Origin of the sequence: Marinicauda salina, assembly GCF_003122085.1 — a bacterium.
Classification (GTDB): domain Bacteria; phylum Pseudomonadota; class Alphaproteobacteria; order Caulobacterales; family Maricaulaceae; genus Maricicauda_A; species Maricicauda_A salina.
The window spans coordinates 501,948-526,174 of sequence record NZ_QEXV01000003.1 but is presented as its reverse complement, the minus strand read 5'-3'; the positions used below and the strand labels follow the sequence as shown (position 1 = coordinate 526,174).

Sequence of the window (24,227 nt, the reverse complement as noted above, 5' to 3'; positions counted from 1 at the left end):
GGGCCCGCGCCTCACATGTTCGGGTAGTTCGGTCCCCCGCCCCCCTCGGGCGGAACCCAGTTGATATTCTGGTTCGGATCCTTGATGTCGCAGGTTTTGCAGTGAACGCAATTCTGCGCGTTGATGACGAACTGCTTTGCTCCGCCCTCGTCGGGCTCGGTCCATTCATAGACCGCGGCCGGGCAATAGCGCGCCGACGGGCCGCCGAACACCTTGAGTTCGCTGTCGCGCTGCAGATCGAGATCGGCGACCTTGAGATGCACCGGCTGGTCCTCGGCGTGGTTGGTGTTGGAGACGAACACCGAGGACAGCCGGTCGAACGTGATGACGCCGTCGGGCTTGGGATACTCGATCGGCTTGTGCTTCTCGGCGGGCTCGGTGGCTTCGTGGTCGGCGCCGCCGTGGCTCATCGTGCCGAACAGCGAGAAGCCGAAGAGCTGGTTGGTCCACATGTCGGCGCCGCCGAGCATCACGCCGAGCCGGGTGCCGAACTTCGTCCAGAGCGGTTTGACGTTGCGGACCTTCTTGAGTTCGTCGCGCACCCAGGAGCGATCGAACGCCTCCTGGTAGGCGGCGAGCTCGTCGTTCGCACGCTCCGCGCCGAGCGCCTCGAACGCGGCTTCGGCGGCGAGCATGCCGGTCTTCATCGCGTTATGGCTGCCCTTGATGCGGGGCACGTTGACGAAGCCCGCCGAACAGCCGATGAGCGCGCCGCCCGGAAAGGCCAGCTTCGGCACGGACTGAAGCCCGCCCTCGGTGATCGCCCGGGCGCCGTAGGACAGGCGCTCGGCGCCCTCGAACAGCGGCGCCATCTCGGGATGCGTCTTGAAGCGCTGGAACTCGCCGAACGGGAACAGGTGCGGGTTCTTGTAGTTCAGATGCACCACGAAACCGACGGCCACGAGGTCCTCGCCGAAATGGTAGAGGAAGGAGCCGCCGCCGGTCTTGTCGTCGAGCGGCCAGCCCATCGTGTGCTGGACGAGGCCTTTCTGGTGGTTCTCCGGCTTGACCCGCCAGATCTCCTTCATGCCGAGGCCGAACTTCTGGGGCTCGCGGCCCTCGTCGAGATCGAAGCGCTTGATCAGCTGCTTCGACAGGCTGCCGCGCGCGCCCTCGGCGATCAGGGTGTACTTGCCGCGAAGCTCCATCGCGGGCTGGTGGGAGTCCTTCTTCGAGCCGTCCTTGGCCACGCCCATCTCGCCGGTCAGCACGCCCTTGACGACGCCGTCCTCCTCGATGAACTCGGCGGCGGGGAAGCCGGGATAGATCTCGACGCCCATCGCCTCGGCCTTGTCGGCCATCCAGCGGCAGAGCTGGCCGAGCGAGCCGACATAGCAGCCGTGATTGTTCATGAAGGGCGGCATGGCGAAGCCCGGAAGGCTCAGCGCGCCCGTCTCGCCGAGCACGACGAACTTGTCCTTCGTGACCTGGGTGTCGAGCGGCTGGGTCTCGTCGTCGCGCCAGTCGGGAATCAGTTCGTCGAGGGCGCGCGGGTCGAACACCAGGCCGGACAGGATGTGCGCGCCGACCTCGGAGCCCTTCTCGAGGACGGCGATGGAGACCTCGCGCCCGGCCTCCTCGGCCAGTTGCTTCAAACGTATCGCCGCGGCCAGGCCCGCCGGGCCGGCGCCTGCGATCACAACGTCGTATTCCATCGACTCGCGTTCCACCGCCTCGTCGGCCATGACGTCTCCCTGAGTCTGCTGCGCCGGCGGACCGTCTCCGCCTTTGCGCGCCGGTTCCGCCCGTCTTAGCTTACTGACATCGTTTCAGCTAGGGCGCGGCGGGTCCGCCGCCAGCCCCGGCGCCGTCCGCGGAGCCCCATGTCCGTCCCGCTCTCTCAAGAAGACGCCCGCGCGCTGAAGAGCCTCCTGTCCTGGTGGGGCGATCTCGGCGTCGAGGCGCCGCCCGTCGAGCGCGCCGCGCGGCCCGCCGCGCCGGCTTCGCCGCCGCCCGCTTCGGCGCCGCAAGCGCCGACCGCCAGCGCCTCGGCGGCCCGCGCGGCGGGATTCGCCGCATCCGACGCCGGCGAGGACGGGCGCGCGCTCGCCGCGAAGGCGGGCACGCTGGAAGAACTCCGCGACGCGCTCGACGGTTTCGAGGGCTGCGCGCTCCGGGCGACGGCGTCGAACCTCGTCTTCAGCCGCGGAAATCCCGCCGCCGACGTGATGATCGTGGGCGAGGCGCCCGGCCGCGAGGAGGACGAGCAGGGCAAGCCCTTCGTCGGGCGTTCCGGCAAGCTGCTAGACCGCATGCTCGCCGCGATCGGCCTCGACGAGTCGAACGCCTACATCACCAACATCGTCAACTGGCGCCCGCCCGGGAACCGCAAGCCGACCGACGCCGAGATCGAGGCGTGCCGGCCCTTCGTCGAGCGCCACATCGCGCTGGTCGACCCCAAGGTGCTGGTGCTCGCCGGCGGGATCTCCGCCCAGGCCCTGCTGCGCGCCAAGACCGGCATCATGAGCTTGCGCGGGCGCTGGACGGAGTACCGGGTCAAGGACGCCGAAGGGAACGAGGTGAAGAGCATCCCCGCGCTGCCGATCTTCCACCCGGCCTTCCTGCTGAGGCGGCCGCAGGAGAAGGCGAAGGCCTGGCGCGACATGCTGAGCCTGCAGGAAAAGCTGGAATCCGCGCGCGAGGACGCGTCCTAGACGGCGTCCAGGCCGAGGTCGAAATTCGGCGCGGAATGCGTGATCGCGCCGACCGAAATCACGTCGACCCCCGTCTCGGCGATCGCGCGCACGGTGTCGAGCCCGACGCCGCCGGAGACCTCGAGCACGGTGCGCCCGCGGGCGGCCCGCACCGCCTCGCGCAGGTCGTCCAGGGGGAAATTGTCCAGCAGCACGCTCTCGGCGCCGGCCGATAGAGCGGCTTCGAGCTGGTCGAGCCGGTCGATCTCCACGGCGATTTTCGTCATGTGGCCGACATGGCGCCGGGCGCGTTCCACGGCTTGGGCGACGCCGCCGCACACGGCGACATGGTTGTCCTTGATGAGCACGGCGTCGTCGAGGCCGAAGCGGTGGGCCGCGCCGCCGCCGGCGCGCACGGCCTGGAGCTCGAGCGCGCGCAGACCCGGCGTGGTCTTTCGCGTGTGCGCGATGACAGCGCCCGTGCCCGCGATCGCGGCGGCGTAGGCGCGCGTCAGCGTCGCGATCCCGCTCATCCGGCCGAGAAAATTGAGCGCCGTGCGCTCGGCGGTGAGAATCCCGCGCGCCGGACCCTCGATCGTCGCGACCGTGACGCCTGCGTGCAGCTCCTGTCCGTCTCCCAGTTTCCACTCGACGGCGATGTCGGGATCGACCTGGCGGAAGGCTTCGGCCGCCGCCTGAACGCCGGCCAGCACGCCTTCCTCGCGCGATGCGATCACGAACGATCCGCGCGCGTCGGCGGGGATCGTGGCGATCGAGGTGACGTCGCCGCGGCCGCCGAGGTCCTCGGCCAGCGCGCGGGCGACCATGTCGGCGACGAGGCCGGTCGGCAGGGGCGGGGTCATTCGGCGTGCTCGCTTTCTGAAGATTGGTCGGCGGCGATTCCGCGCGCCTGCTCGAGCGTGAGTTCGGTGTGCGCGGCCTGTGGAAGCGTCTCGGGATGGTCGGTGCGGAAATGGCCGCCCCGGCTCTCCTGGCGCGCCAGCGCGGCGGCGGCGACGAAGCGCGCCGCGACGAGGCCGTCGGCCGGGCCGCAACGATCCTCCATCGCATCGATTGCGGCGATCAGCGCGGAAAGCCCCTTCGCGTCGCGTTCGACGCCGGCATGCGCGCTCATCAGCCTGCGCAGCTCTCCCAGCATCTCCGGCGGCAGGTCGGGCGCCGCCATGGCCGCGCCGGCCTTGATCCGTCGAGGCCCGGCGCCGGCGATCGCCTGCGCCGCGCGCCGGCCGAAGACGAGGCATTCGAGCAGCGAGTTCGAGGCGAGCCGGTTGGCGCCGTCGACGCCGGTGCAGGCGCATTCGCCCACGGCGAACAGGCCCTCGACGTCCGTGCGCGTGTCGAGATCGGTCGCGATCCCGCCCATGTTGTAGTGGGCGGCCGTCGCGATCGGGATCGGTTGCGTGCGCGGGTCGACGCCCGCACTCATGCAGGCGGCGAACACGGCGGGGAAGCGATCGGGGAAGGCCGCGCCGACGGCGGAGCGGGCGTCGAGGAACGCGCCGCGGCCGGCCTTCAGCTGGCGGTGCACGGCGCGGGCGACGACGTCGCGCGGGGCGAGTTCGGCGTCCGGGTGGACGCCGGCCATGAAGCGCCGACCCTCGGCGTCGAGCATGGTCGCGCCCTCGCCGCGCAGCGCTTCTGTGGCCAGCGGCGCCGGGTCGCGGCCGATATCGATCGCGGTGGGATGGAACTGGACGAATTCGGGATCGCGGATGGTCGCGCCGAGGCGCGCGGCCATCGCCAGCGACCGGCCCTGGCTCGATTGCGGCGTCGTCGCCACGGCGTACAGCCCGCACGAACTGCCCATGGCGAGCACGGTCTGCTCGGCGGCGAGCGGCTGGACGCCGCCGTTCGGGGCGCGCGCCAGCACGCCCGCGCAGCCGCCGTTCTCATCGGGCATCAGGGCTTCGGCGCGCCAGCCCTCGCGGATCTCGACATGGTCGGCGGCGCGGACGGCCCGGATCAGCGCGGCGAAGATGCTCGCCCCGGCCTGGTCGCCCTTCACGCGCGCGACGCGGGCGCGCGAGTGGGCGGCCTCGCGCGACAGCGCCCAGCGTCCGTCGGCCTCGTGTTCGAAGGGCACGCCGAGCGCGGCGAGCGCCGCGACCTCGCGCGGACCGGCTTCGGCGAGCAGATGGGCGGCGGCCTCGTCGACCAGCCCGGCGCCGGCGGCGATCGTGTCGCGCGCATGCAGCTCGGGGCTGTCGTCGGGGCCGAGCGCGGCGGCGACGCCGCCCTGCGCCCAGCCCGTCGAGGCGCCGGTTCCCAGCTTGCCGCCTGTGAGCAGCACGGTCGGCGTCGGCGCGGCGTGCAGCGCCGTCCAAAGCCCGGCGACGCCGGCGCCGACGATGAGGAGGGGGCGCTTCATGATCCCTCCCTCCCCTTGATGGGGAGGGTCCCGAGCGAAGCGAGGGGGGGGTGGAGATCGCAGCTCGCGGCGTTCGGCCGGAAGGACGCAGCCCCCCACCCGACTGCGCTTCTGCGAAGCGCAGCCACCCTCCCCGCGAGGGGGAGGGAGGGACCGTGTCCGGCCGCCATCACACCGCCACGTAAGGCACGTCGATGATGTCGCGATGGGTGTCGAAATGCGCCGGCTTGTCCGGCTTGGGCAGGTCGAGCATGGCCTGCAGCGAGGCGCGAGCCTTCTCCGCGATCTCGGGGTCGACATCGACCTCGTGCTTCATGTCGCGCAGCGCTTCGTAGATGCCCTGAAGCGTGATCCGCTTCATGTGCGGGCAGAGATTGCACGGCTTGACGAAGGCGGTCTGCGGGTTCTCGACGGAGACGTTGTCGCTCATCGAGCACTCGGTGATGAGGATCGCCTTGGCCGGGTGCTTCTCCTTGACGTAGGCGGCCATCGCGCCGGTCGAACCGGCGAAGTCGGCCTCGGCCATGACGTCGGGCGGACACTCGGGGTGGGTGAGGATGACCGCGTCGGGGTGGGCTTCGCGCAGCTGCTTGATGTCCTCGGCGGTGAACTGCTCGTGGACCTCGCAGGCGCCTTTCCAGGTCAGGATCCGGACATCGGTCTGGGCGGCGACGTTCTTGGCGAGATACTCGTCGGGGATCATGATCACCGTGTCGACGTCCCATTCCCTGGCGATCGCCTCGACGACCTGGACGGCGTTCGACGACGTGCAGCAGATGTCGGAATAGGCCTTCACCTCGGCCGACGTGTTCACATAGGTCACGATCGGATAGTCGGGATAGGCGGCCTTGATCCGGCGGACGTCCTCGCCGGTGATCGAGCTCGCCAGCGAGCAGCCCGCGCGCAGGTCGGGGATCAGCACCGTCTTGTGCGGCGACAGGATCTTGGCGGTCTCGGCCATGAAGTGCACGCCGGCCTGGACGATCACGTCCTCTTCGGCCTCGGCGGCGACCTGGGCGAGCCTGAGCGAGTCGCCGGTGATGTCGCCGACGCAGTTGAAGATTTCCGGCGTCATGTAGTTGTGCGCCAGGATCGTCGCGCCGCGCTCCTTCTTGAGCCGGTTGATGGCGTCGATGAGCGGCGCGTAGGCCGGCCACTCCATCGGGGTGATGACGTCCTTCACGCGCTCGTAGAGATGGTCGACGCGCGCCTTGACGGCGTCGTCGTAGACCAGCTCGGAGGCCTCCGGCCAGCGCGCCGGCGCCGCGCGGCCCGGGCTCGGCTCCGTGTCGTTCGCCGGGGCGGGCGTCCAGTTCATGCCATCCATCACGGCCTCCTTTTGCTCCAAATGAGCATTTCTAGGGGCTGAAAATGCGGCGCGTGTCGATCAGCGCGCCGCTTATGCTCCGCGTGAGCCTAAGGTGGGGGCGAATATACGCGGAACAAGACCAGGTGCAAGCCGAGTCTCGATCACGCGTCCTTCAGTCGCGGAGTCGTCAGGCCCAACGCGCCGCCGGCGCGCTCGGTTTCGCGCCGGTAGCGGTAGAGTTCGGCCGGGCGGCCGCCGGTGCGCGCCTCCATCTTGCCGGTGCCCTCGACGAAGCCGGCGCGGTCGAGCGCGCGGCGGAAATTCTGCTTGTGCATGGGGAAGCCGACGATGCCCTCGACCACGCGCTGGAGGTGGGACAGCGTGAAGGTCTCCGGCATCAGCTCGAAGACGACGGGGCGATACTTGATCTTGCCGCGCAGGCGCGAGATCGCCGTGGCGAGGATGCGGCGATGGTCCGACGCCATCGGCAGGCCGAGCGCGTCGGGCTGTTCGGGCGTCTCGCCGCGATCGCGCGCGGCCTCGGCGACGAGGCCGGCCTCGTAGAGCAGCTGGTAGCGGTCGAGCGCGCGCTCCTCGTTCCACGGCGCGCCGTCGAGACCGAAGGTCGCGCGCACGCGATCATAGCGGGTCGCCCGGACACCCTGCGCGGCGGCCTCGTCGGCCCAGGCGCGCAGCTCCGGCTCGATGAGATCGGTGAGGACGGGCGGGCGTCCGCCGCGGTGGTCCTCCCAGGGAAAGAAACTCCACCAGCTCGCCCAGCGCGCGCCGGCGGCCTTGAGCGGTTTCGCTTCGAAGGTGAGGCCGAGATAGCCGACCGAGATGACCCGGGCGTCGGACCCGCCGCCCGACAGCGCGGCCAGCGGCGCCTCGCGGCCGCGATCGCCGAACGTGTAGAGCTGCTCGACATAGCCCAGCTCGAAGCCGGTCTGCTCGCGCACCCATTCGCGCAGGCCGATCTCGAAGGTGCGGTGCGCCTTCGGATCGAACGGACCGAAGGGCAGGGCGATCTCGCCGTCATTCGGCCCGTCGGCGACGAGCACTTTAGGCTCGCCGTCCTCGGTGGTGAAGATCACCGCGTTCAGGCCGACGACGAGCTGGTCGCCGCTGGCGGCATCGAGGGCTTCGGGTCTCATGACCGGCCCTCCGCTGCGGCGAGCAGACGGTGGAAGCGCTCGAGATAGACGTCCTGGGCCTCGGCCGCCGGCAGCGGGGATATCTCGACCGACAGGCCCCTGGGCGGACGGCCGAAGAAGCGCCGGGCCTCCTCCACGGAGAAGCCGGCGATCTGGGTGGCCTCGAAGAAGGCGCAGACGCGGTCGGCGCGCTTGATCGTCTTCTTCACCTCGGCGGGCAGCGCGGCGGGCAGGCCGAAGCGGACGTGGATCGCGCCTTCGAGCCGCGCCTCGAAGGCCTTGTAGTCATAGCCGAGCGCGGCCTTGAACGGCGAGATCATGTCGCCGATCACGTATTCCGCGGCGTCATGGAGCAGCGCGGCCAGGCGCCAGCGCGCATCCCACCGGGGCGCGAGCTTGCCGCACAGGCCCTCGACGACGACGCAGTGCTCGGCCACCGAGAAGGCGTGATCGCCGCGCGTCTGGCCGTTCCAGCGCGCGACCCGGGCGAGACCCTGCGCGATGTCGTCGATCTCGACGTCGAAGGGCGAGGGATCGAGCAGATCGAGCCGCCGACCCGACAGCATGCGTTGCCAGGCTCGCGGTTTGCTCTGTTCGGGCTTGGTCGACCGCGCCATTATGTCCCTTGCGAAGCTCTCGGCCCCGTCCTATCGCCAAACGGCGCAAGTTCAAGCAAAGGTGTCGGGGCGCGCGCCGATCAACGGGAGAGGCATATGGCGAAGGAACGCATTCTCGTGGCCCTGCAGGGGGGCGAGCCCGACGACGCCCCGCTCGAGGCCGCCTGCGCGCTGGCGCCGGTCTTCGAGGCCGATCTGCGCGGCGTCTTCGTCGAGCCCGATCCCGCCCATTACATGCTCTGGACCGGGCCCGGCGCGGCCGGCGCCTCGGTCGTGTCGACCGCCATCGACGCCGTGCGCGAGGAGGCCGACAAGGCCTGCCGCGACGCCGCGACGCGCTTCAGCAAGACAATCGAGGGCGGGCCCTGCGACAAGGACGGCGCGTCCTTCAGGCGCATCACGGACAGCCCCGCCGAGGCCGCCCAGCAGGCGCGCCTGGTGCGGCTGCTCGTCGCCTGTCCGGAAGCCGCCGCCGGCCGCGGTCCGCTCGCCGATTTCGTCGCCGCCTGTCTCGTCGAGGAGGCCGCGCCGCTCTACGTGCCCCGCAAGGGCGCGACGCCGCCGAAGACGATCTGCGTGGCCTGGGACGGGTCGAAGGAAGCCGCGCGCGCGGCTTTCGCCGCCGAGCCGCTCTTCGATCAGGCCGACAAGGTCGTGATCCTGCACAGCGACCGCAATCTGGATTATCACGACCGCGCCGCCTCGGCGCCCAACCGGCTGAAGAACTGGCTGTCGGCCCACGGCGTGGAATGCGAGACGCGCGAGGTCGACACCTCGGGCTCGCTCGGCGAGGCGATGCTGGAGGCCGCCGGCGAGTGCGACCTGCTCGTCGCCGGCGCCTACGGCCACTCCCGCGTGAGCCAGTTCATCTTCGGCGGGGTGACCCGCACTCTATTGGGGGCTATGGACGGACCCTCCGTCCTGATGGCTCACTAGCCGCCCCGTCGGATCCGCAATTTCCTGACCCGGAGAATTACTCGATGCCTCTCACCCGCGTCGTCCTGCGCCTCGGCCGCAACCCGGATGCCGGATTTCCCGAAGGCGACGACCGCCACGGCTACGTCATCACCGCGCCGCTCGATTCCGACGGCAAGCTCGACGCCGAGCTGTGGCGCAAGCACCGCAAGGGCTGCACCGTGGTCCGCTTCTCGCCCGAGGAGGAGGAGTACGCCGACGGCTGGCTCAGCCATCGCGGCTCGAACTGGTTCTTCCACTATGACGAGGAACACGAGGGGCCCGACGAGCCGGTCTACAAGCTCGGCGACCACACCATGCGGCTGGGCGATTACGTGACGATCCACGAGGCCGACGGCGACGACCTCGTCTACAAGGTCACCGAGGCGCGCGCGGTCGGCTGACCGCTTCCTAGCCCAGCTTCTCCACGAAGACGGTGCCGGCGGAGTAGCCGGCGCCGAACGAGCAGATGACGCCCTTGTCGCCCGGCGCGAGGTCGTCGGAATGCCTGTGGAAGGCGATGATCGAGCCCGCCGAGGAGGTGTTGGCGTACTCGTCGAGAATCGTCGGGGCGTCCTCGCCGCCGGCGTCGCGGCCGAACACCTTCTTGGCGATCATCAGGTTCATGTTGATGTTGGCCTGGTGCAGCCAGACGCGCTTCATGTCGTCGGGCTCCAGGCCGAGTTCGGTCATGTGATCGCGGATCATCTCCGAGACCATCGGCACGACCTCCTTGAACACTTTCCGGCCTTCCTGGACGAACAGCTTGTCGTCCTTGGGCGCGCCGTTCTGGATCGGCTTGTTGTCGCCGGTGCGCCGCTCGGCGCGGTTCAGGAAGCCGAAATTGTTCCGGATATTGTTGGAGAACTTGGTCTTCAGCCGCGTCCCGATGATGCTCCACCCGCCGTCGCCGAGATCGTCGCGCTCGAGCAGGATCGCGGTGGCCACGTCGCCGAAGATGAAATGGCTGTCGCGGTCGCGCCAGTTGAGATGACCCGAGCAGATCTCGGGATTGACCACCAGGATGGCGCGCGCGTTGCCCGCGGCGATCATGTCGGCGGCGGCCTGGATGCCGAAGGTCGCAGACGAGCACGCCACGTTCATGTCGAAGCCGAACCCGTCCTCGATGCCCAGCGCGTCCTGGATCTCCACGGCCATGGCGGGATAGGCGCGCTGCATGTTGGAGGCGGCCACGATGACGCCGTCGACGTCGTCGGCGGTCTTGCCGGCGCGCTCGAGCGCGTCGCGGCAGGCGTTGACGCCGATCTCGGCGAGGACGGACAGCTCCTCGTCGGCCCGCTCCGGGATGTCGGGAACCATCCGGTCGGTGTCGAGAATGCCCGACTTGTTCACGACATAGCGCGACTTGATGCCCGAGGCCTTCTCGACGAACTCGATCGAGGAAGGCTGCAGCGCCTCGACTTCGCCGCGCTCGATCTCGGCGGCGTGCGCGGCGTTGTATTTCTCGACATAGGCGTTGAAGCTCTCGACGAGCTCGGCGTTGGAGATGGATTCCTCGGGCGTCCAGAGCCCGGTGGAACGGATCACGGCGGCTGTCATGCGGCGCTCCGGCAAGCGTTCATGCGATTGAGAGGCAACTTAGACCCGCCCCGCGCGGCCTGTCGACCAGACAGGGCGGCGATCGGGCAAGCGATGGCGCTCTCCGGGCGTCATCGATAACGCCCTTATCCTGAGGTGCTCAGCGCAGCTGAGCCTCGAAGGATGGGATGACGGACGACCTCGCATCCTTCGAGGCCCGCCTGGCGGCGGGCGCCTCAGGATGAGGGTCGGCGCGCGTTCTTTCCTTGGGAGAGATGGTCTCACCCCGGCCCGCACAGCTCGGCGTGCCTGAAGCAGCCCGTCACGTGGTCGTTGACCATGCCGACGGCCTGCATGAAGGCGTAGACGATGACCGGGCCGCAGAACTTGAAGCCGAACCGCTTGAGCTCCTTCGACATGGCCCGGCTCTCGTCGGTCTCGGTCGGCACGTCGGCCATCGATACGAATCGATTCTGCCTGGGCGCGCCGTCGACGAAGCCCCACAGGCGCTCGGAGAAGGACCGGTCGCTCGCCTGGATGTCGCACCAGGCCCGGGCGCCGGCGATGGCCGCCTCGATCTTGGCGCGCGAGCGCACGATGCCCGCATCGCCGAGCAGGCGCGCGATGTCCGCTTCGCCGTATCCGGCGATGGTCTCCGGGTCGAAACCGTCGAAGGCGGCGCGGAAATTCTCGCGCTTCCTCAGGATGGTGATCCAGGCCAGCCCGGCCTGGAAGCCGTCGAGGACGAGCTTCTCGTAGAGCGCGCGGTCGTCGTATTCGGGCACGCCCCACTCGGTGTCGTGATAGGCGACATAGAGCGGGTCTTCGCCCGGCCAGGCGCAGCGGCTTGTCATCTCATTCATCTCTCCGTTTCACCCCACCCCGACCCTCCCCTCAAGGGGAGGGAGACGCGTGTTCGATCAGCGAATCCGTCTCCGTCGCGATGGGCGGGACTCCCTCCTCTCAGGGGGAGGGCGGGGGTGGGGGTCAGGCCGCCGTCATCGCGTCGAGGTCGTCGAGCAGGCGGGCGGCCGCTTCGCCGAGCGTGATCGCGCCGCCGTCCTCGACCGCCTTCGCGAGCCGGTCCACCCGCACGAGCGCCAGCGCCAGACCGTCGGCGGCGGACGTCACCTCGCCGACCTTCTTTTCTCCGGCGGTCACGGCCGCACCCGCCTCGGGCGATCCGCCCTCGAGGGCGAAGCGCAGCGTGCGCTTCCGAACGCCGCCCTTCCTGTGCATGCGGCTGGCGACCTCCTGGCCGACGAAGCAGCCTTTCCGGTAGTCGATGCCGCCCAGCCGGTCGTGATTGACGTCGGTGGAGAAGACTTCGCCCGCGCCGTAGTCGCGGCCGAACTCGGGGACGCCGGCGGCGATGCGCGCGGCGTCGTAGGCGTCGACGTCCTCGGGGCCGCCGGCGGTCACGATCGCGCGGACGCCGAGCGCTGCGCTGCGGGGGGCGGGCGCGATCGCGTGCGCGACCGTCTTCAGTTCGGCTTCGCCCTCGCCGCGCGCGGCCGCCACGGCGAGTTCGGCGTCGATGGCGATCTCGGCCTTCGCCCGCAGGCGATACATCGCCAGGCGCTTGGCCAGCGCCTCGGCCTCGCTCGCCGGCGTGTCGAGATAGAGCCCGCCCTCGCCGTCGTCGAAAATGACGAAGTCGGCGAGGATCTTGCCCTGCGGCGTGAGCAGGGCGGAGAAAATCGCGCCGCCGTCGGGCAGATCCTCCGGGCCGCGCGTGATCACGCGCTGCAGGAAGCTGCGCGCATCCGCGCCGGTTATGCGGATCACGGCGCGGTCGGGCAGGGCGGTGAGGAAGTCGGGCGCGTCGGTCATGACGCTGAATTGGGCGATGCGGCGTTCCGCGTCAATCGCGCTCGGGACCGGACGCAGCCTCCTGAAACCCCGGCCGACCGGAGGGAGAGCCGGGGCCTCTCCGCGAATAATCTCGCAGAGGTCCCGGATCGCGCCCGCGGCGCGTCCGGGAATTCAATCATCCCGCACCGAGTCTCTCTGCTTGCACTGGCGCTCGGGCCGCGAAAGGGCTATCCCGCCGCCGGCATGTCGCGCATCCTGTTCATAACCGCCACGCGGATCGGCGACGCCGTGCTCGCCTCGGGCCTCGTGGACCATCTCGCGCGCACTGAGCTGGACGCGCGGATCACGGTGGCCTGCGGCCCGCTCGCCGCGCCGCTCTTCCGCGCCGCGCCGTGCGTCGAGGACGTCATCGTAATGGAGAAGCGCCCCGGCGGCGGACACTGGCTCGATCTGTGGCGGCGCACCGTATCGCGGCACTGGGACCTGGTCGTGGATCTGCGCGGCTCGGCGACGAGCTGGTTCCTGCGCGCCGGCCGGCGCGTCGTGAAGCGGCGCGGGCTCAACGGCGCGGCCGTCAACGGATCGCCGGTGCACAAGGTAGTCGAGGCCTCGCGGGTGCTCGATCCGAACGCGATCTTCGCGCCCGCGCTCTGGCTCGACGCCGCCGCCGAGGCCGAGGCCGCGCGCCTGATCCCGGACGACGCGCCGGTGCTGGCGCTGGCGCCGGCGGCGGCCGCGCCCTTCAAGGAATGGGCGCCGGAGCGCTTTTCCGAGCTGGCCGGACGCCTGACCGGTCCCGGCGGCGCGCTGGAGGGCGGTTATGTCGTCCTGCTCGGCGGCCCCGGCGACGAGGCGACGGCGGCCGCGGCGTGCAAGGGGCTGCGCGAGGATCGCGTGATCGATCTCGTCGGAAAGCTGGGACTGCTCGAGGCCGGCGCCTGCCTGAGGCGCGCGACGCTGTTCGTTGGCAACGACTCCGGCCTGATGCACATCGCCGCCGCGGCGGGAACGCCGACGCTGGGCCTTTTCGGTCCGACCGACGAACGCGTCTACGGGCCGTGGGGCGATTTCGCCCGTCCCGTCCGCGCGGGCGGGCCCGCCGACGAGCGCGAACGCGGCAGGCTGCGCTTCGCCGAGGAAAGCCTGATGGGCGCGCTGGAGGTCGATCCCGTCGTGTCCGCCGCCGAACAGCTGCTCAGCGAAAGGAAGGCCGCATGACCCGGACATTCGATCTGATCGTGAAGGGCGGAACGGTCGTCACGCCCGACGGCCGGCATGAGGCGGATGTCGGGATCGTCGACGGCAAGTTCGCCGCGATCGGCGACCTGTCCGCCGACCGGGCCGGCGAAACCATCGACGCGGCCGGCCTGCATGTCCTGCCGGGCGTGATCGACTCCCAGGTTCATTTCCGCGAGCCGGGCATGGAATGGAAGGAGGATCTCGAATCCGGCAGCCGCGCCGCGGCGATGGGCGGGGTGACCTGCGTTTTCGAGATGCCCAACACCAGCCCCTCGACGATCACGCCCGACCTGCTCGCCGACAAGGTCGAGCGCGCCACCCATCGCATGCACACCGACTTCGCCTTCTACGCGGGCGCGACGAAGGAAAACCCGCCGGTGCTGCGCGAGATGGAGCGCATGGCCGGATGCTGCGGCGTGAAGGTGTTCATGGGCGCCTCGACGGGCGATCTGCTCGTCGACGACGACGCCGGCGTCGCCGCGGTGCTCGCCGTCATCGAGCGCCGGGCGGCCTTCCACTCCGAGGACGAATTCCGGCTGGAAGAGCGCCGCGGGCTCGCCCGCGACGGCGACTGGTCGAGCCACGAGGAGGTCCGCGACAAGCGCGCGGCGATGCAGTCGACCGAACGGCTCGTGCGGCTGGCCCACGAGGCCGGCAAGCGCATCCACGTGCTGCATATCTCGACCGCCGAGGAGATGGAGTTCCTGAGCGGGCACAAGGACGTCGCCAGCGTCGAGGCGACGCCCCAGCATCTCACCCTGGAGAGCCCGGACTGCTACGAGCGGCTGGGCGCCTACGCCCAGATGAACCCGCCGATCCGCGACCACGAAGCCCGCATGGGGATCTGGCGCGGCCTCGACCAGGGCGTCGTCGACGTCCTCGGCTCGGATCACGCGCCGCACACGGTCGAGGAGAAGTCGAAGCCCTATCCGCAAAGCCCGTCGGGCATGCCCGGCGTGCAGACGCTGGTCCCGCTGATGCTCGACCACGTCAACGCCGGCCGGCTGACGCTGGAGCGCTTCGTCGACCTCACCAGCGCCGGCCCGCAGCGCATCTTCGGTCTCGCCGCGAAGGGCCGGATCGCGCGCGGCTACGACGCCGATCTCACGCTGGTCGACATGAACGCCGAGCGCACGATCGAGGAAAGCTGGCTCGCCTCGAAATGCGGTTGGTCGCCCTTCACCGGCATGACGGTGAAAGGCTGGCCGGTCGCGACCATCGTGCGCGGCCGCGCCGTCATGCGCGAGGACGAGCTGGTCGCGCCCTCGACCGGCCGGCCGACGCGCTTCGTGGAGACGCTGGGGGCGCGCTGACGCGCCGCCGGCGGCCGAACGCCATGAACAACGACGGCTCCCTGAGGGCCCGCCAGGCGCTCGCCCGGACCGCCGGCGTCTTCTATCTCGTCATCATCGCGTGCGGGCTGTTCGCCGAACTCGGCGTGCGCGGCGCGCTCCTGGTTCCCGGCGACGCGGCGGCCACGGCGGCGCGGATCGCCGACGCCGAAGGGCTGTTCCGGCTCGGGCTGCTGAGCGACGCCGCCATGATCGCGAGCGACATCGTTGTGGCCGTCCTGTTCTACGCGCTGCTGCGCCCGGCGGGCGCGACGCTCGCCCTGCTCGCGGCCGGTTTCCGGGGAATCCAGGCCGCGGTCCTGGCCGCCAATCTCCTGAACCCGGTCGCGGCGCTCATCCTGCTCGACGCCGCCGGGCCGGCGGCCGGCCTCGGCCCGGCGGCGCGCGAGTCGCTAGCGCTGTCGGCGATGGAGGTGCACGCCCACGGCTACGATCTGGGCCTGATCTTCTTCGGGTTCAGCTGCCTGATCGTCGGCTATCTGATTGTGAAATCGTGGATTCTTCCGCGCATCATCGGCGGTCTCGTGATCGCCGCCGGGCTGGTCTATCTCGCCGGCAGCCTGACGCGTTTCCTCGCTCCGTCGCTGATCGAGGCCGTCGCGCCGCTTTATGCGATCGCCCTCGTCGCCGAGCTGTCGCTGGGGCTCTGGCTGGTCGTCCGCGGCGTCCGGACGCCGACGCGCTAGTCGATATATTCCCGCCGCAGGGTCTCGCTCAGCGCCCGGCCCTGGATCGCCAGCCGGCGGCGCTCCACCTCGGCCTCGGCGTCGCAGCGGGTGCGGCGCTGCTGGTGATAGCGGAAGCCCTGGTTGAAGCTGTCGACGAGGCGCTGGCGGAACGGGCCGCGGGTGGGCGCTTCCAGGTCGAGCATCTCCTGCATGGCGTTGCGCCAGCGCTGCGCCTCCGCGCCCTCGCAGGCGTAGGCGATGTAGTGGAGCTCGCCCATGATCCCGGACAGCTGCTCGACGGGATAGAGCGAGGAGGCCGTGCCATCCTCGGCCTCGTCCTCGGGATCGTACGGCTTGAGATCCTGCGCAGCGCTGGGAACAGCCAGCGCCGCGGCCGCCAGCAGCGCCGCCAGGAGGGATGTCGCCCGTCTCGTCATGGGCGGGACCCTTATCGCCGAAGCCGGCGGAATCAAGGCCGCTTTCCGCGCGCCCGGTCGTAGATCGCCCGGCCGGCCTCGAGCACGCGGCGCGTCTCGTCCCAGTCGAGCCGGGCCGCGGCTTCGGCCCGCGAGACGAAGACGGCCTCGGCCGCATCGTCGCCGGGCCGCGGTTCGCCGCCGGTCCAGCGCGCGGCGTAGTCGATCAGGATGAAATGGCCGCTGGTCCCGATCGCGTCGACGACGTCGATCAGGCCGAGGATCTCGGCTTCGACCCCGGTCTCTTCGCGCAGCTCGCGCAGGGCGGCGTCCGGCGCGCGTTCGCCGGCGCGGATGCGCCCGCCCGGGATCGACCAGCGCCCGGCGAAGGGCGGTTTCGACCTGCGGATGAGGAGCACGTCCTCATCGCGCCAGCACACCACGCCGGCCGACGGGATGGGTCGGTCCGCGCTCATCGGGGCGCGCCTTGACGGGTCATGACGGGGCGGGAAACGTTGCGTCCATGTGCGGACGCTATGTGATCACCGTATCGCTTGACCAGATGCGCGCCATGTTCGGCGTGACCGACCGGCCCAATCTCCAGCCGACCTGGAACGCCGCGCCGACGCAGGACCTGCCCGTCATCCGCCGCGGCAAGGAAGGCGAGGCCCGCCTGTCGCAGATCCGCTGGGGGCTCGTGCCGCACTGGTCGAAGACCGGCCCGGAGGGCGCCAAGCCGCTGATCAACGCGCGCGCGGAGACGGCCGCCGACAAGCCGATGTTCCGCGCCGCCATGGCGCGCCGGCGCGCGCTCGTGCCCGCCGACGGCTTCTACGAATGGTCGAAGGAGGGCGATCGCAAGCAGCCCTGGTACATCACCCGCGCCGACGGCGAGCCGATGGTCTTCGCCGGGCTCTGGGAGCGCTGGGGCGAGGGGAGCGAGCGCGTCGACTCCTTCGCGATCCTGACCACCGACGCCAGCGCCGACATCAAGGCGATCCATCACCGCGCGCCGGTGATCCTGGAGTCCGGGGCGTGGTCGGACTGGCTCGACCCCGATATCGATCCACAGCCCTTCCTGCATCCCGCGGCGGACGGCGCGCTCGCCGCCCGGCGCATCTCGACGCGGGTCAATTCGGTGCGCAATGACGGGCCGGAGCTGATCGAGGCCGAGGTGAATTAGGCTCCTATGTAATCGGGCAGCTCTTTATCTGCACGGAGGTTCAGACAGCTGATTCATTGCTGCGCTGAATCCCATCAATGAAAATTCTTGCATATATGACCACTGACCATTCAGCTGTACTTGAACTGAGAGAATGCGGCCTCGGCTCATTTCCTCAATAAGACCATCGCGCGGCAAATGTATTAGGTTTGACGCCTCAATCATATTGGCTGGTACGCGATTGGTCGGAACACCGTCCGCTGGGTCAACTTCATAGGCAACTGCATCGGGCTTCGACCGGAATGACGCAATGAGGGATAAGCCACGTTCTTGACTATAGAGTAATTCCATTCGCGATGGATTATTGTGATAGCCCTGCTTTATGTAGCAGGCTCCATTGTCTTGAATGACATAAAAATCTTGAAACCGCCCTACAGAGTGCGCGCGGTCATATGTCCCCCAACTTTGCGCTGACGCGCTTGGTCCGAGGAGAACTGCTAGAGCAAGCAAAAAAGCCCGACTCATTTTTCACGCCCACCGCATCCCCTAGGTGTGAATAATGCTATCAATACCACATATCGACGTCTACCCACCTTGATAGCGGTATCCGGAGTTGCTGATTAGAGCTTTCAACCGGATGGGAAGCCGACGCTACTGCGCCAGCCAGCCGCCCTCGACGGGATAGGCGGCGCCGTTGGCCGAGGCGCCGGCGTCGGAGACGAGATAGAGCAGCAGGCCGGCGAGCTCGTCATAGGTGACGAACTTCTTGGTCGGCTGGGCGGCCAGCATGACGTCGCGGACGACCTCGTCTTCGCTGATCCCGCGCGCCTTCGCCGTATCGGCGATCTGGTTCTCCACCAGCGGCGTCTTCACATAGCCCGGGCAGATCGCGTTCACGGTGACGCCCGCCTCGGCGACCTCGAGCGCGGCGGTCCTGGTGAGACCGACGACGCCGTGCTTGGCCGCGACATAGGCCGCCTTGAACGGCGAGGCGATGAGGCCGTGCGCCGAGGCGATGTTGACGATGCGGCCGCGACCCTGGCGCTTCATCACCGGCACGGCGGCCTTGGTCGTGTGGAAGGCCGAACTCAGATTGATCGCGAGGATCGCGTCCCACTTCTCCGTCGGGAACTCCTCGACCGGGGCGACGTGCTGGATCCCGGCGTTGTTGACCAGGATGTCGAGCCGGCCGAACTCGCGCTCGGCGAAGGCGATCAGATCGGCGATCTCGTCGGGTTTGCGCATGTCGGCGCCGTGATAGCGGACCTCGACGCCGTGCTTGTCGGCGATGGAGGCGCGCAGCGCCTCGATCTCGTCGGCGTCGCCGAGCCCGTTCAGAACCACGTTCGCGCCGTTCTCGGCCAGGCTCTCGGCCAGCGCCGCGCCGATCCCGCTCGTCGAACCCGTGACGACGGCGACCTGGCCCTTCAGATCAACACTCACGGCGCCCATGGAGCTGCTCCCGATGCCGAATATTGCTGCGGTGCAAAAGAGGCCTGCGGCCGTTTCGCGTCAAGGGGAGAGACTTCAGTTCTTTTTCGGGGGCTGCGGCCGCGTGAACAGCAGCGTGTCGTCCGTCGAACCCTCCGGTTCGAAGCGATAGCCCTCGAGATCGAAGTCCTTCAGGCGGTCGGGCGTCTCGATGCGGTTCTCGATGATCCAGCGCGCCATCAGGCCGCGGGCCTTCTTGGCGTAGACCATCAGCGTGCGCAGTCGGCCGTCCTTCTCCTCCTTGAAGTCGACCGAGACCACCGGAAGCCCGGTCGATTTCAGCCGCGCGGCCTTGGAATACTCGTTGGAGGCGAGGTTCACGATGGTTCGATCGGCGTGGCCGCTCGCGACGCGCTTGATCTCCCCGGCGATGTCGTCGCCCCAGAAATCGTAGAGATTGCCGCCGCGCTCCGTGCGCAGCCGCGTGCCCATCTCCAGGCGATAGGGCTGGATGGCGTCGAGCGGCCGCAGCGCGCCGTACAGCCCCGACAGGATCCGGAGATGATCCTGCGCCCAGACCAGATCGTCATTGGACAGGCTCGCCGCCTCGAGCCCGCGATAGACGTCGCCGGCGAAGGCCAGCGCGGCCGGCTTGCCGGTCTCGGCGTCCGGGTCGAACGCCTTGAAGCGCTCGCGGTTGAGCTGCGCCAGGTCGTCGGAAATCCCCATCAGCGACTTGAGATCGCCGGGGGTGAGCCGGGCCGTCGTCTCGGCGAGTTCGCGCGTGCGATCGATCAGCGCCGGCGTCGTCGGGTCGAGATCGACGGGAGCGGGTTCGAAGTCGAGCTGCTTGGCGGGCGAGAGCAGGATCAGCATCACATCGTCTCCTTTGTCCGGGGAGGAGATACGGTCGCGGCGGCCGGGTTCCAACCCCGCAGGACGAGCGGTTCAGTCGCGGGGGATGAGCACGCGCGGATTCATGATCCCGTTCGGGTCGAGCGCCTGCTTGATCGCGCGCATGACCGAGAGCTCGACGGGCTTGCGCGCGGCCAGCTCGGCCTGCTTCAGCGTGCCGATCCCGTGCTCGGCGGAGATCGAACCGCCGAATTCGTCGACGAGGTCGTAGATCAGCTTGGTCGCCGGCTTCGCCGCGGCGAGGAAATCGTCTCCGGCGCCGGGCCTTCGCCGGGCGAGGTTGAAGTGGACATTGCCGTCGCCGACATGGCCGAAGGCGATCACCATGCCGTCCTCGACGGCGGCTTCGGCCTTCGGGATCGCCGTCTCCATGAAGGCGCCCATCTGCGAGACCGGCACCGAGACGTCGTGCTTGGCCGCCTTGCCGTGCTGCTTCTCGGCTTCGGGGATGCCCTCGCGCAGCGCCCAGAACTCGGCCATCTGGGCTTCCGATTGCGCCACCGCGCCGTCGGTGACGAGGCCGCGCTCGAAGGCGGTCTCCAGCGCGGTCTCCATCAGCGTCTCGGCGCGGTCGGCCTCGGCCGACGCGATCTCGATGAGCACGGTCCAGTCGGGATTGCTTTCCAGCCGGGCGCGCGCGCCCGGCAAATGGTCCTGGACGAGATCGATCCCGACCTTCGGCATGAGTTCGAAGGCGGCCACCGCGTCGCCGGTGAGATCCTTCATCACGCCGAGCAGCTCGACCGCCTTCGAGGGGCTCTCGACCGCGGCCAGCGCGACCGACGCCGAGGCGGGGCGCGGGAACAGCTTCAGCGTCGCCGCCGTGACCACGCCGAGCGTGCCCTCCGCGCCGATGAAGAGCTGCTTGAGATCGTAGCCGGTGTTGTTCTTCCTGAGGCCGGAGAGGTCCGAGACCACGCGTCCGTCCGGCAGCACCGCCTCGAGGCCGAGCACGAGATCGCGCATCATGCCGTAGCGCAGCACATGGACCCCGCCCGCATTGGTCGAGATCAGCCCGCCGATCATGGCCGAGCCCTGCGCGCCCAGGCTGAGCGGGAAGAGCTTGCCGGCGTCTTCCGCGGCGTTCTGGACGGCCTCGAGGATCGCCCCGGCCTCGACGGTGACGGATTCGTTGGCCGCATCGATCGCCCGCACGCCGTTCATGCGCTTGAGCGACAGGACGACCTCGCCCTCGGGCGTCGAACCGCCCACGAGGCCGGTATTGCCGCCCTGCGGCAGCACGGCGATCCCGGCCTCGTTGCAGACCTGGAGGATGCGGGCGACCTCGTCGGTCGAGCCGGGCTTGAGCAGCAGCGGGGTCGCGCCGTGATGGCGGTCGCGCCAGTCGCTGACATGGCCCTCGAGTTCGGCCGGGTCGTCCGACCAGGCCTTCGCGTCGAGATCGGATTTCAGGCGATCGAGTATTTCGGCGTGCGTCATGCCCGGCAGACATACACGCTCGCCGCGGCGATGTAAGGCCTAGACCTCGGCGGGGTTCAGCCGCGCCTCGAAACGCAGCGACGGCGCGGCGTCGGCGCGGCCCTCGAAGAGGTAGCCGTCGCCCTTCCGGCTGCCTTTCAGCTTGAGTTCGAAGTCGGTGTAGTCGCCGAAAACGGACTGGGTGACGGGATTGTGCTGGCGTACATAGAGGCGCACCTGCAGGGCGGTCTCGTCGCCCGATACCGAGCCGACGTAGTACATCCCCGAATCGCCGCCGTAGACGGTCTCGTCCTGCACGACGACCACCCCCGACGCTTCATCAAGCGGCGTGCGGAAGTTGACGATGTAGAGCCCGTTCTTCATGCGGAACCGTCCGTTTCCGTCCAGATTTACGCGGAGTTACCTCCGCTTTCCAGTCATCCCTTAGCCGCCGCCGCGCGGCGAAGCCGGTCATTGATCGCCTCGCCGAGCCCGGATTCGGGAATCGGCGATACGGCGATCGGTTTTCCGAGGCCGCCGAGCTCCGTGAGCCCCGCGAACAGATTCGCCGCAGCCTCGGCCAGGTTTCCTGTCGGGGACAAATTAAACATTTGAATGTTTTCAATTGGTTGCTGCGACCCAAACGCGAGCCAGGATTCGCCTGTATGGGGAAGTTGTGCGTTGAGGCGAAGCGGCACCGGCGGGGCGTAGTGGCTCGACAGCATGCCCGGCGCCGTCGGCGCGGACGCCGCTTCGGGCGTGGCGAGCGGACCGGCGATCGCCTCGACGCGGCCGCGTTCGACGCCGCCCGCGCGCAGCAGCGTCGCCTTCTCCTCGTCGATCGCCACGATGGTGCTCTCCAGCCCCACCCGGCAGGGGCCGCCGTCGAGGATCAGGTCGACGCGATCGCCCAGCCCCGCGGCGACGTGGGCCGCCGTCGTCGGGCTGACTGCGCCGGACGGGTTCGCGCTCGGCGCGGCGATCGGGCGATCGAGACGGCCGATCAGCGCCGTCATGGCCGGCGCGTCGGGCCAACGCACCGCGAGGGTGTCCAGACCGGCGGCGGAGAGATCGGAGATGTCGGAGCCGGCCCTGCGTTTCGCCACGACGGTGAGCGGGCCGGGCCAGAAGGCGTCGGCCAGCGCATGCCCGAGGCGGCCCAGATCGACGAGCCGCTCGGCGCGCGCGATCGAATCGACATGGGCGATCAGCGGGTTGAAGCGCGGGCGGCCCTTGGCCTCGAAGATCCGGGCGACCGCCCGCCCGTTGGTCGCGTCGGCGGCGAGGCCGTAGACGGTCTCCGTCGGCACGGCGACGAGCCCGCCGCCGGCGAGAATCTCCGCGGCGGCGTCGAGCGCCGCGGGATCGTCGGCGGGTCTGACGGGGACGGTCATTGGGGGGCATCCTGGAAGCGCCGGCGAGACCGGGGCTGCGCGCGTTCAATCGGCGGCTTCGGCCTCGATGTGAAGCCGGATCGTCACTTGCTGGTCGACATCGCTCCAGTCGGGCCCGCCGACGCCGAAATCGCCGCGATCGATCGCGAACGCGCCCTCGGCGACGGCGCGCGAACCGGTGATGTCGAGGGTGAAAGGAAGCGCGACTTCGCGCGTGCGGCCATTGATCGTCAGGTCGCCGCGGGCCTCGTAGCCGTCGCCCGATCGCGTCACGTCGGTCGATAGGAACCGGGCGGCGGGATGATCACCCGGATTGAGGCCGCCGGCTCCCGTCACCGCGGCCTGGTAATTGTCGTTCGACATCCGGGCCGAGCCGGTCCGCACCACGGCGTCGATGCGCGCGTCGGACAGGTCGTCGGGATCGAGCCGGATCTCGGCGCCGAAATCGGCGAATTCGCCGGTCACCGGCGAATTGAACGCCGTCGCCTCGAACGTCACCGAGGAAGCTTCCGGGTCGACCAGCCAGTCCTGCGCGAGCGCCATCGGCGCGGCGAGAACGGCGGCGAGGCAGGCGGTCGCAAGCAGGCGGAGCATGGCGGGTCTCACTGCTGCGCCGATTTCTGTGCGGGACGGTTCAGTCCAGGGATCATACGCGTCAGCACGCCGTCCCGATCGACGAAGTGATGCTTGAACGCCGCGCCGGCGTGCACCGCGAGCAGGACGAGGATCACCCATCCGACCGCCCCGTGGATGGAGCCGGCGGCTTCATGGAAATCCTCGGTGCGCGGAACCGGCAGCTTGGGCAGCTCGACGGCGTTGAAGGCGAGAATCGGGAAGCCCTCGCCATAGGAGGACGCCGCGACATAGCCGGCGATCGGCGCGCCGATCATGATCGCGTAGAAGGCGACATGCGTGAAACGTGCGGCGAGGCGTTCCCAGCCGGGCATCGCCGCGGGCAGGGCGGGCGGCTTGTGGCCGAGCCGCCAGGCCAGGCGGCCGAGCGACAACACAAGGATCGTCAGCCCGATCGTCTTGTGCCAGTTGTAGACCGCCGACGCCCTTTCGACGGACACCTCGCCGTCGAACGCGGCGTCGCGCACCTCCTCCATCCACCAGCCGTAGAAGACCATCCCCACCAGCAGGATGGCGATCGTCCAGTGAAAGGCGATGGCGATCGTGGTGTAGCGGCGCGTTTCGGTCGATGGGCGATTCATCTTTCAGTCCTCCGTCTCGAGGAATTCCGCTTCTATACTTAGGCGAACTTCGGTCCCGACGAAATTGGAGCCGAGACCGGCGACGTCGAATTCGGTGCGATCGATCACGAGGTCTCCTCCAAATCCCACGGCCTGACGCCCTTCGAGCGGATTTTGGACGCCGCCGTAAAACTCCGTTTCCATCACCGCCGGCCGCGTGATCCCGTTGAGCGAGAGCTCGCCGTGCACCCGGCCCGCGCGCTCGCCCGTGATTTCGATCCGCGTGGAGCGGAAGACGATCTCGGGATGGCGCTCGGCGCCGAGCCAGCCTAGCAGGCGCGCGTCGAAATCCGGGTCGCCTGTCGAGATCGAGGCCGCGCGCACGATCGCCGTGATCTGCGCGGCTTCGGGATCGGCCGGGTCGAAGGACAGGCTCGCCTCGGCGTCGTCGAAGCGGCCGACATACCAGGACAGCCCCATGTGGCGGGCGCGCCAGATGACCTGGGTGTGGGCCTGGTCGAGCGTCCAGTCGCCGGCGGGCAGCTCGGCGGGATCGGTCGTCGGCGCGGAGACGCACGCCGAGACCAGCAGGGCGGCGAACAGAACGAGGCGACGGATGAGCATGCTG

General features: G+C 69.4%; 26 protein-coding genes. 7 read left to right on the top strand and 19 right to left on the bottom strand.

What is annotated here, in order from left to right:
• Window positions 1-11: 11 nt before the first annotated feature.
• Window positions 12-1,685 (bottom strand): electron transfer flavoprotein-ubiquinone oxidoreductase, encoded by a 1,674-nt coding sequence (locus DDZ18_RS08105; RefSeq protein WP_109252850.1) that lies wholly within the window; start codon window positions 1,683-1,685, stop codon window positions 12-14.
• 138 nt (window positions 1,686-1,823) lie between these two features.
• Here DDZ18_RS08105 and DDZ18_RS08100 point away from each other — a divergent pair, with 138 nt between their 5' ends.
• Window positions 1,824-2,654 carry a uracil-DNA glycosylase gene (locus tag DDZ18_RS08100; protein WP_109252849.1) on the top strand — a complete coding sequence of 277 codons (831 nt, stop codon included), beginning with the start codon at window positions 1,824-1,826 and terminating at the stop codon, window positions 2,652-2,654.
• On the opposite strand, the gene nadC is transcribed toward DDZ18_RS08100, so the two are convergent.
• The 5 genes from nadC to DDZ18_RS08075 all read right to left on the bottom strand — a co-directional run bounded on the left by nadC (window position 2,651) and on the right by DDZ18_RS08075 (window position 8,051).
• Complete coding sequence (nadC, locus tag DDZ18_RS08095) at window positions 2,651-3,496, bottom strand: carboxylating nicotinate-nucleotide diphosphorylase (protein ID WP_109252848.1); 846 nt, start codon at window positions 3,494-3,496, stop codon at window positions 2,651-2,653. The genes DDZ18_RS08100 and nadC overlap by 4 nt on opposite strands.
• Window positions 3,493-5,022 carry an L-aspartate oxidase gene (locus DDZ18_RS08090; RefSeq protein WP_109252847.1) on the bottom strand — a complete coding sequence of 510 codons (1,530 nt, stop codon included), beginning with the start codon at window positions 5,020-5,022 and terminating at the stop codon, window positions 3,493-3,495. The genes nadC and DDZ18_RS08090 overlap by 4 nt, the downstream gene beginning before the upstream one ends.
• A 169-nt stretch (window positions 5,023-5,191) precedes the next feature.
• On the bottom strand, window positions 5,192-6,349 hold the full coding sequence (nadA, locus tag DDZ18_RS08085) for a quinolinate synthase NadA (RefSeq protein WP_109252846.1): 1,158 nt from the start codon (window positions 6,347-6,349) through the stop codon (window positions 5,192-5,194).
• Between the two features lie 143 nt (window positions 6,350-6,492).
• Window positions 6,493-7,485, bottom strand: a complete 993-nt coding sequence (locus tag DDZ18_RS08080) for an NUDIX hydrolase (protein WP_109252845.1) — start codon at window positions 7,483-7,485, stop codon at window positions 6,493-6,495.
• A complete protein-coding gene (locus DDZ18_RS08075) occupies window positions 7,482-8,051 on the bottom strand; it encodes an HD domain-containing protein (protein ID WP_109252844.1) in 570 nt (189 codons plus the stop codon). Before DDZ18_RS08075 ends, DDZ18_RS08080 begins: the two co-directional genes overlap by 4 nt.
• A gap of 147 nt (window positions 8,052-8,198) precedes the next feature.
• On the opposite strand from DDZ18_RS08075, the gene DDZ18_RS08070 reads away from it, so the two are divergent.
• Window positions 8,199-9,038: a universal stress protein gene (locus tag DDZ18_RS08070; protein ID WP_109252843.1), complete on the top strand. Its 840-nt coding sequence runs from the start codon at window positions 8,199-8,201 to the stop codon at window positions 9,036-9,038.
• 44 nt (window positions 9,039-9,082) lie between these two features.
• Complete coding sequence (locus tag DDZ18_RS08065) at window positions 9,083-9,460, top strand: hypothetical protein (protein WP_109252842.1); 378 nt, start codon at window positions 9,083-9,085, stop codon at window positions 9,458-9,460.
• A gap of 7 nt (window positions 9,461-9,467) precedes the next feature.
• Here the strand turns inward: DDZ18_RS08065 and DDZ18_RS08060 are convergent, their stop codons facing one another.
• The 3 genes from DDZ18_RS08060 to ygfZ all read right to left on the bottom strand — a co-directional run bounded on the left by DDZ18_RS08060 (window position 9,468) and on the right by ygfZ (window position 12,428).
• On the bottom strand, window positions 9,468-10,616 hold the full coding sequence (locus DDZ18_RS08060) for a beta-ketoacyl-ACP synthase III (protein WP_109252841.1): 1,149 nt from the start codon (window positions 10,614-10,616) through the stop codon (window positions 9,468-9,470).
• A gap of 260 nt (window positions 10,617-10,876) precedes the next feature.
• The gene (locus DDZ18_RS08055) at window positions 10,877-11,449 is read right to left on the bottom strand and encodes a DNA-3-methyladenine glycosylase I (RefSeq protein ID WP_109253096.1); all 573 of its coding nucleotides are present in this window, start codon (window positions 11,447-11,449) and stop codon (window positions 10,877-10,879) included.
• 133 nt (window positions 11,450-11,582) lie between these two features.
• Window positions 11,583-12,428 carry a CAF17-like 4Fe-4S cluster assembly/insertion protein YgfZ gene (ygfZ, locus tag DDZ18_RS08050; RefSeq protein ID WP_109252840.1) on the bottom strand — a complete coding sequence of 282 codons (846 nt, stop codon included), beginning with the start codon at window positions 12,426-12,428 and terminating at the stop codon, window positions 11,583-11,585.
• A 225-nt stretch (window positions 12,429-12,653) separates the two neighbouring features.
• On the opposite strand from ygfZ, the gene DDZ18_RS08045 reads away from it, so the two are divergent.
• Genes DDZ18_RS08045 through DDZ18_RS08035 form a run of 3 tightly spaced genes read left to right on the top strand, consistent with a single transcriptional unit; the run spans window position 12,654 to window position 15,687 of the window.
• A complete protein-coding gene (locus DDZ18_RS08045) occupies window positions 12,654-13,628 on the top strand; it encodes a glycosyltransferase family 9 protein (RefSeq protein ID WP_109252839.1) in 975 nt (324 codons plus the stop codon).
• Window positions 13,625-14,962 carry a dihydroorotase gene (locus tag DDZ18_RS08040; RefSeq protein ID WP_109252838.1) on the top strand — a complete coding sequence of 446 codons (1,338 nt, stop codon included), beginning with the start codon at window positions 13,625-13,627 and terminating at the stop codon, window positions 14,960-14,962. The genes DDZ18_RS08045 and DDZ18_RS08040 overlap by 4 nt, the downstream gene beginning before the upstream one ends.
• 23 nt (window positions 14,963-14,985) lie before the next feature.
• Entirely contained in the window at window positions 14,986-15,687 is a 702-nt protein-coding gene (locus tag DDZ18_RS08035; RefSeq protein ID WP_109252837.1) for a DUF4386 domain-containing protein, read from the top strand.
• On the opposite strand, the gene DDZ18_RS08030 is transcribed toward DDZ18_RS08035, so the two are convergent.
• Complete coding sequence (locus DDZ18_RS08030; RefSeq protein ID WP_109252836.1) at window positions 15,684-16,106, bottom strand: TIGR02301 family protein; 423 nt, start codon at window positions 16,104-16,106, stop codon at window positions 15,684-15,686. The genes DDZ18_RS08035 and DDZ18_RS08030 overlap by 4 nt on opposite strands.
• 32 nt (window positions 16,107-16,138) lie before the next feature.
• Window positions 16,139-16,561 (bottom strand): NUDIX hydrolase, encoded by a 423-nt coding sequence (locus DDZ18_RS08025; RefSeq protein ID WP_109252835.1) that lies wholly within the window; start codon window positions 16,559-16,561, stop codon window positions 16,139-16,141.
• A 47-nt stretch (window positions 16,562-16,608) separates the two neighbouring features.
• On the opposite strand from DDZ18_RS08025, the gene DDZ18_RS08020 reads away from it, so the two are divergent.
• The gene (locus DDZ18_RS08020; RefSeq protein ID WP_109252834.1) at window positions 16,609-17,268 is read left to right on the top strand and encodes an SOS response-associated peptidase; all 660 of its coding nucleotides are present in this window, start codon (window positions 16,609-16,611) and stop codon (window positions 17,266-17,268) included.
• Window positions 17,269-17,898: 630 nt separating this feature from the next.
• Here the strand turns inward: DDZ18_RS08020 and DDZ18_RS08015 are convergent.
• The 8 genes from DDZ18_RS08015 to DDZ18_RS07980 form a co-directional block, all read right to left on the bottom strand.
• Window positions 17,899-18,699, bottom strand: a complete 801-nt coding sequence (locus tag DDZ18_RS08015; RefSeq protein ID WP_109252833.1) for a 3-hydroxybutyrate dehydrogenase — start codon at window positions 18,697-18,699, stop codon at window positions 17,899-17,901.
• 75 nt (window positions 18,700-18,774) lie between these two features.
• The gene (gene yaaA, locus DDZ18_RS08010) at window positions 18,775-19,554 is read right to left on the bottom strand and encodes a peroxide stress protein YaaA (protein ID WP_109252832.1); all 780 of its coding nucleotides are present in this window, start codon (window positions 19,552-19,554) and stop codon (window positions 18,775-18,777) included.
• A gap of 72 nt (window positions 19,555-19,626) precedes the next feature.
• On the bottom strand, window positions 19,627-21,033 hold the full coding sequence (locus tag DDZ18_RS08005) for an FAD-binding oxidoreductase (protein ID WP_109252831.1): 1,407 nt from the start codon (window positions 21,031-21,033) through the stop codon (window positions 19,627-19,629).
• Window positions 21,034-21,072: 39 nt separating this feature from the next.
• Entirely contained in the window at window positions 21,073-21,396 is a 324-nt protein-coding gene (locus DDZ18_RS08000; RefSeq protein ID WP_109252830.1) for a GrlR family regulatory protein, read from the bottom strand.
• Window positions 21,397-21,449: 53 nt separating this feature from the next.
• On the bottom strand, window positions 21,450-22,406 hold the full coding sequence (locus DDZ18_RS07995; RefSeq protein WP_109252829.1) for an L-threonylcarbamoyladenylate synthase: 957 nt from the start codon (window positions 22,404-22,406) through the stop codon (window positions 21,450-21,452).
• Window positions 22,407-22,451: 45 nt separating this feature from the next.
• Window positions 22,452-23,000: a YceI family protein gene (locus DDZ18_RS07990; protein ID WP_109252828.1), complete on the bottom strand. Its 549-nt coding sequence runs from the start codon at window positions 22,998-23,000 to the stop codon at window positions 22,452-22,454.
• Window positions 23,001-23,008: 8 nt separating this feature from the next.
• A complete protein-coding gene (locus DDZ18_RS07985; protein ID WP_109252827.1) occupies window positions 23,009-23,620 on the bottom strand; it encodes a cytochrome b in 612 nt (203 codons plus the stop codon).
• A gap of 3 nt (window positions 23,621-23,623) precedes the next feature.
• Window positions 23,624-24,223, bottom strand: coding sequence for a YceI family protein (locus DDZ18_RS07980; RefSeq protein WP_109252826.1), 600 nt, complete (start codon window positions 24,221-24,223; stop codon window positions 23,624-23,626).
• Window positions 24,224-24,227: the final 4 nt, after the last annotated feature.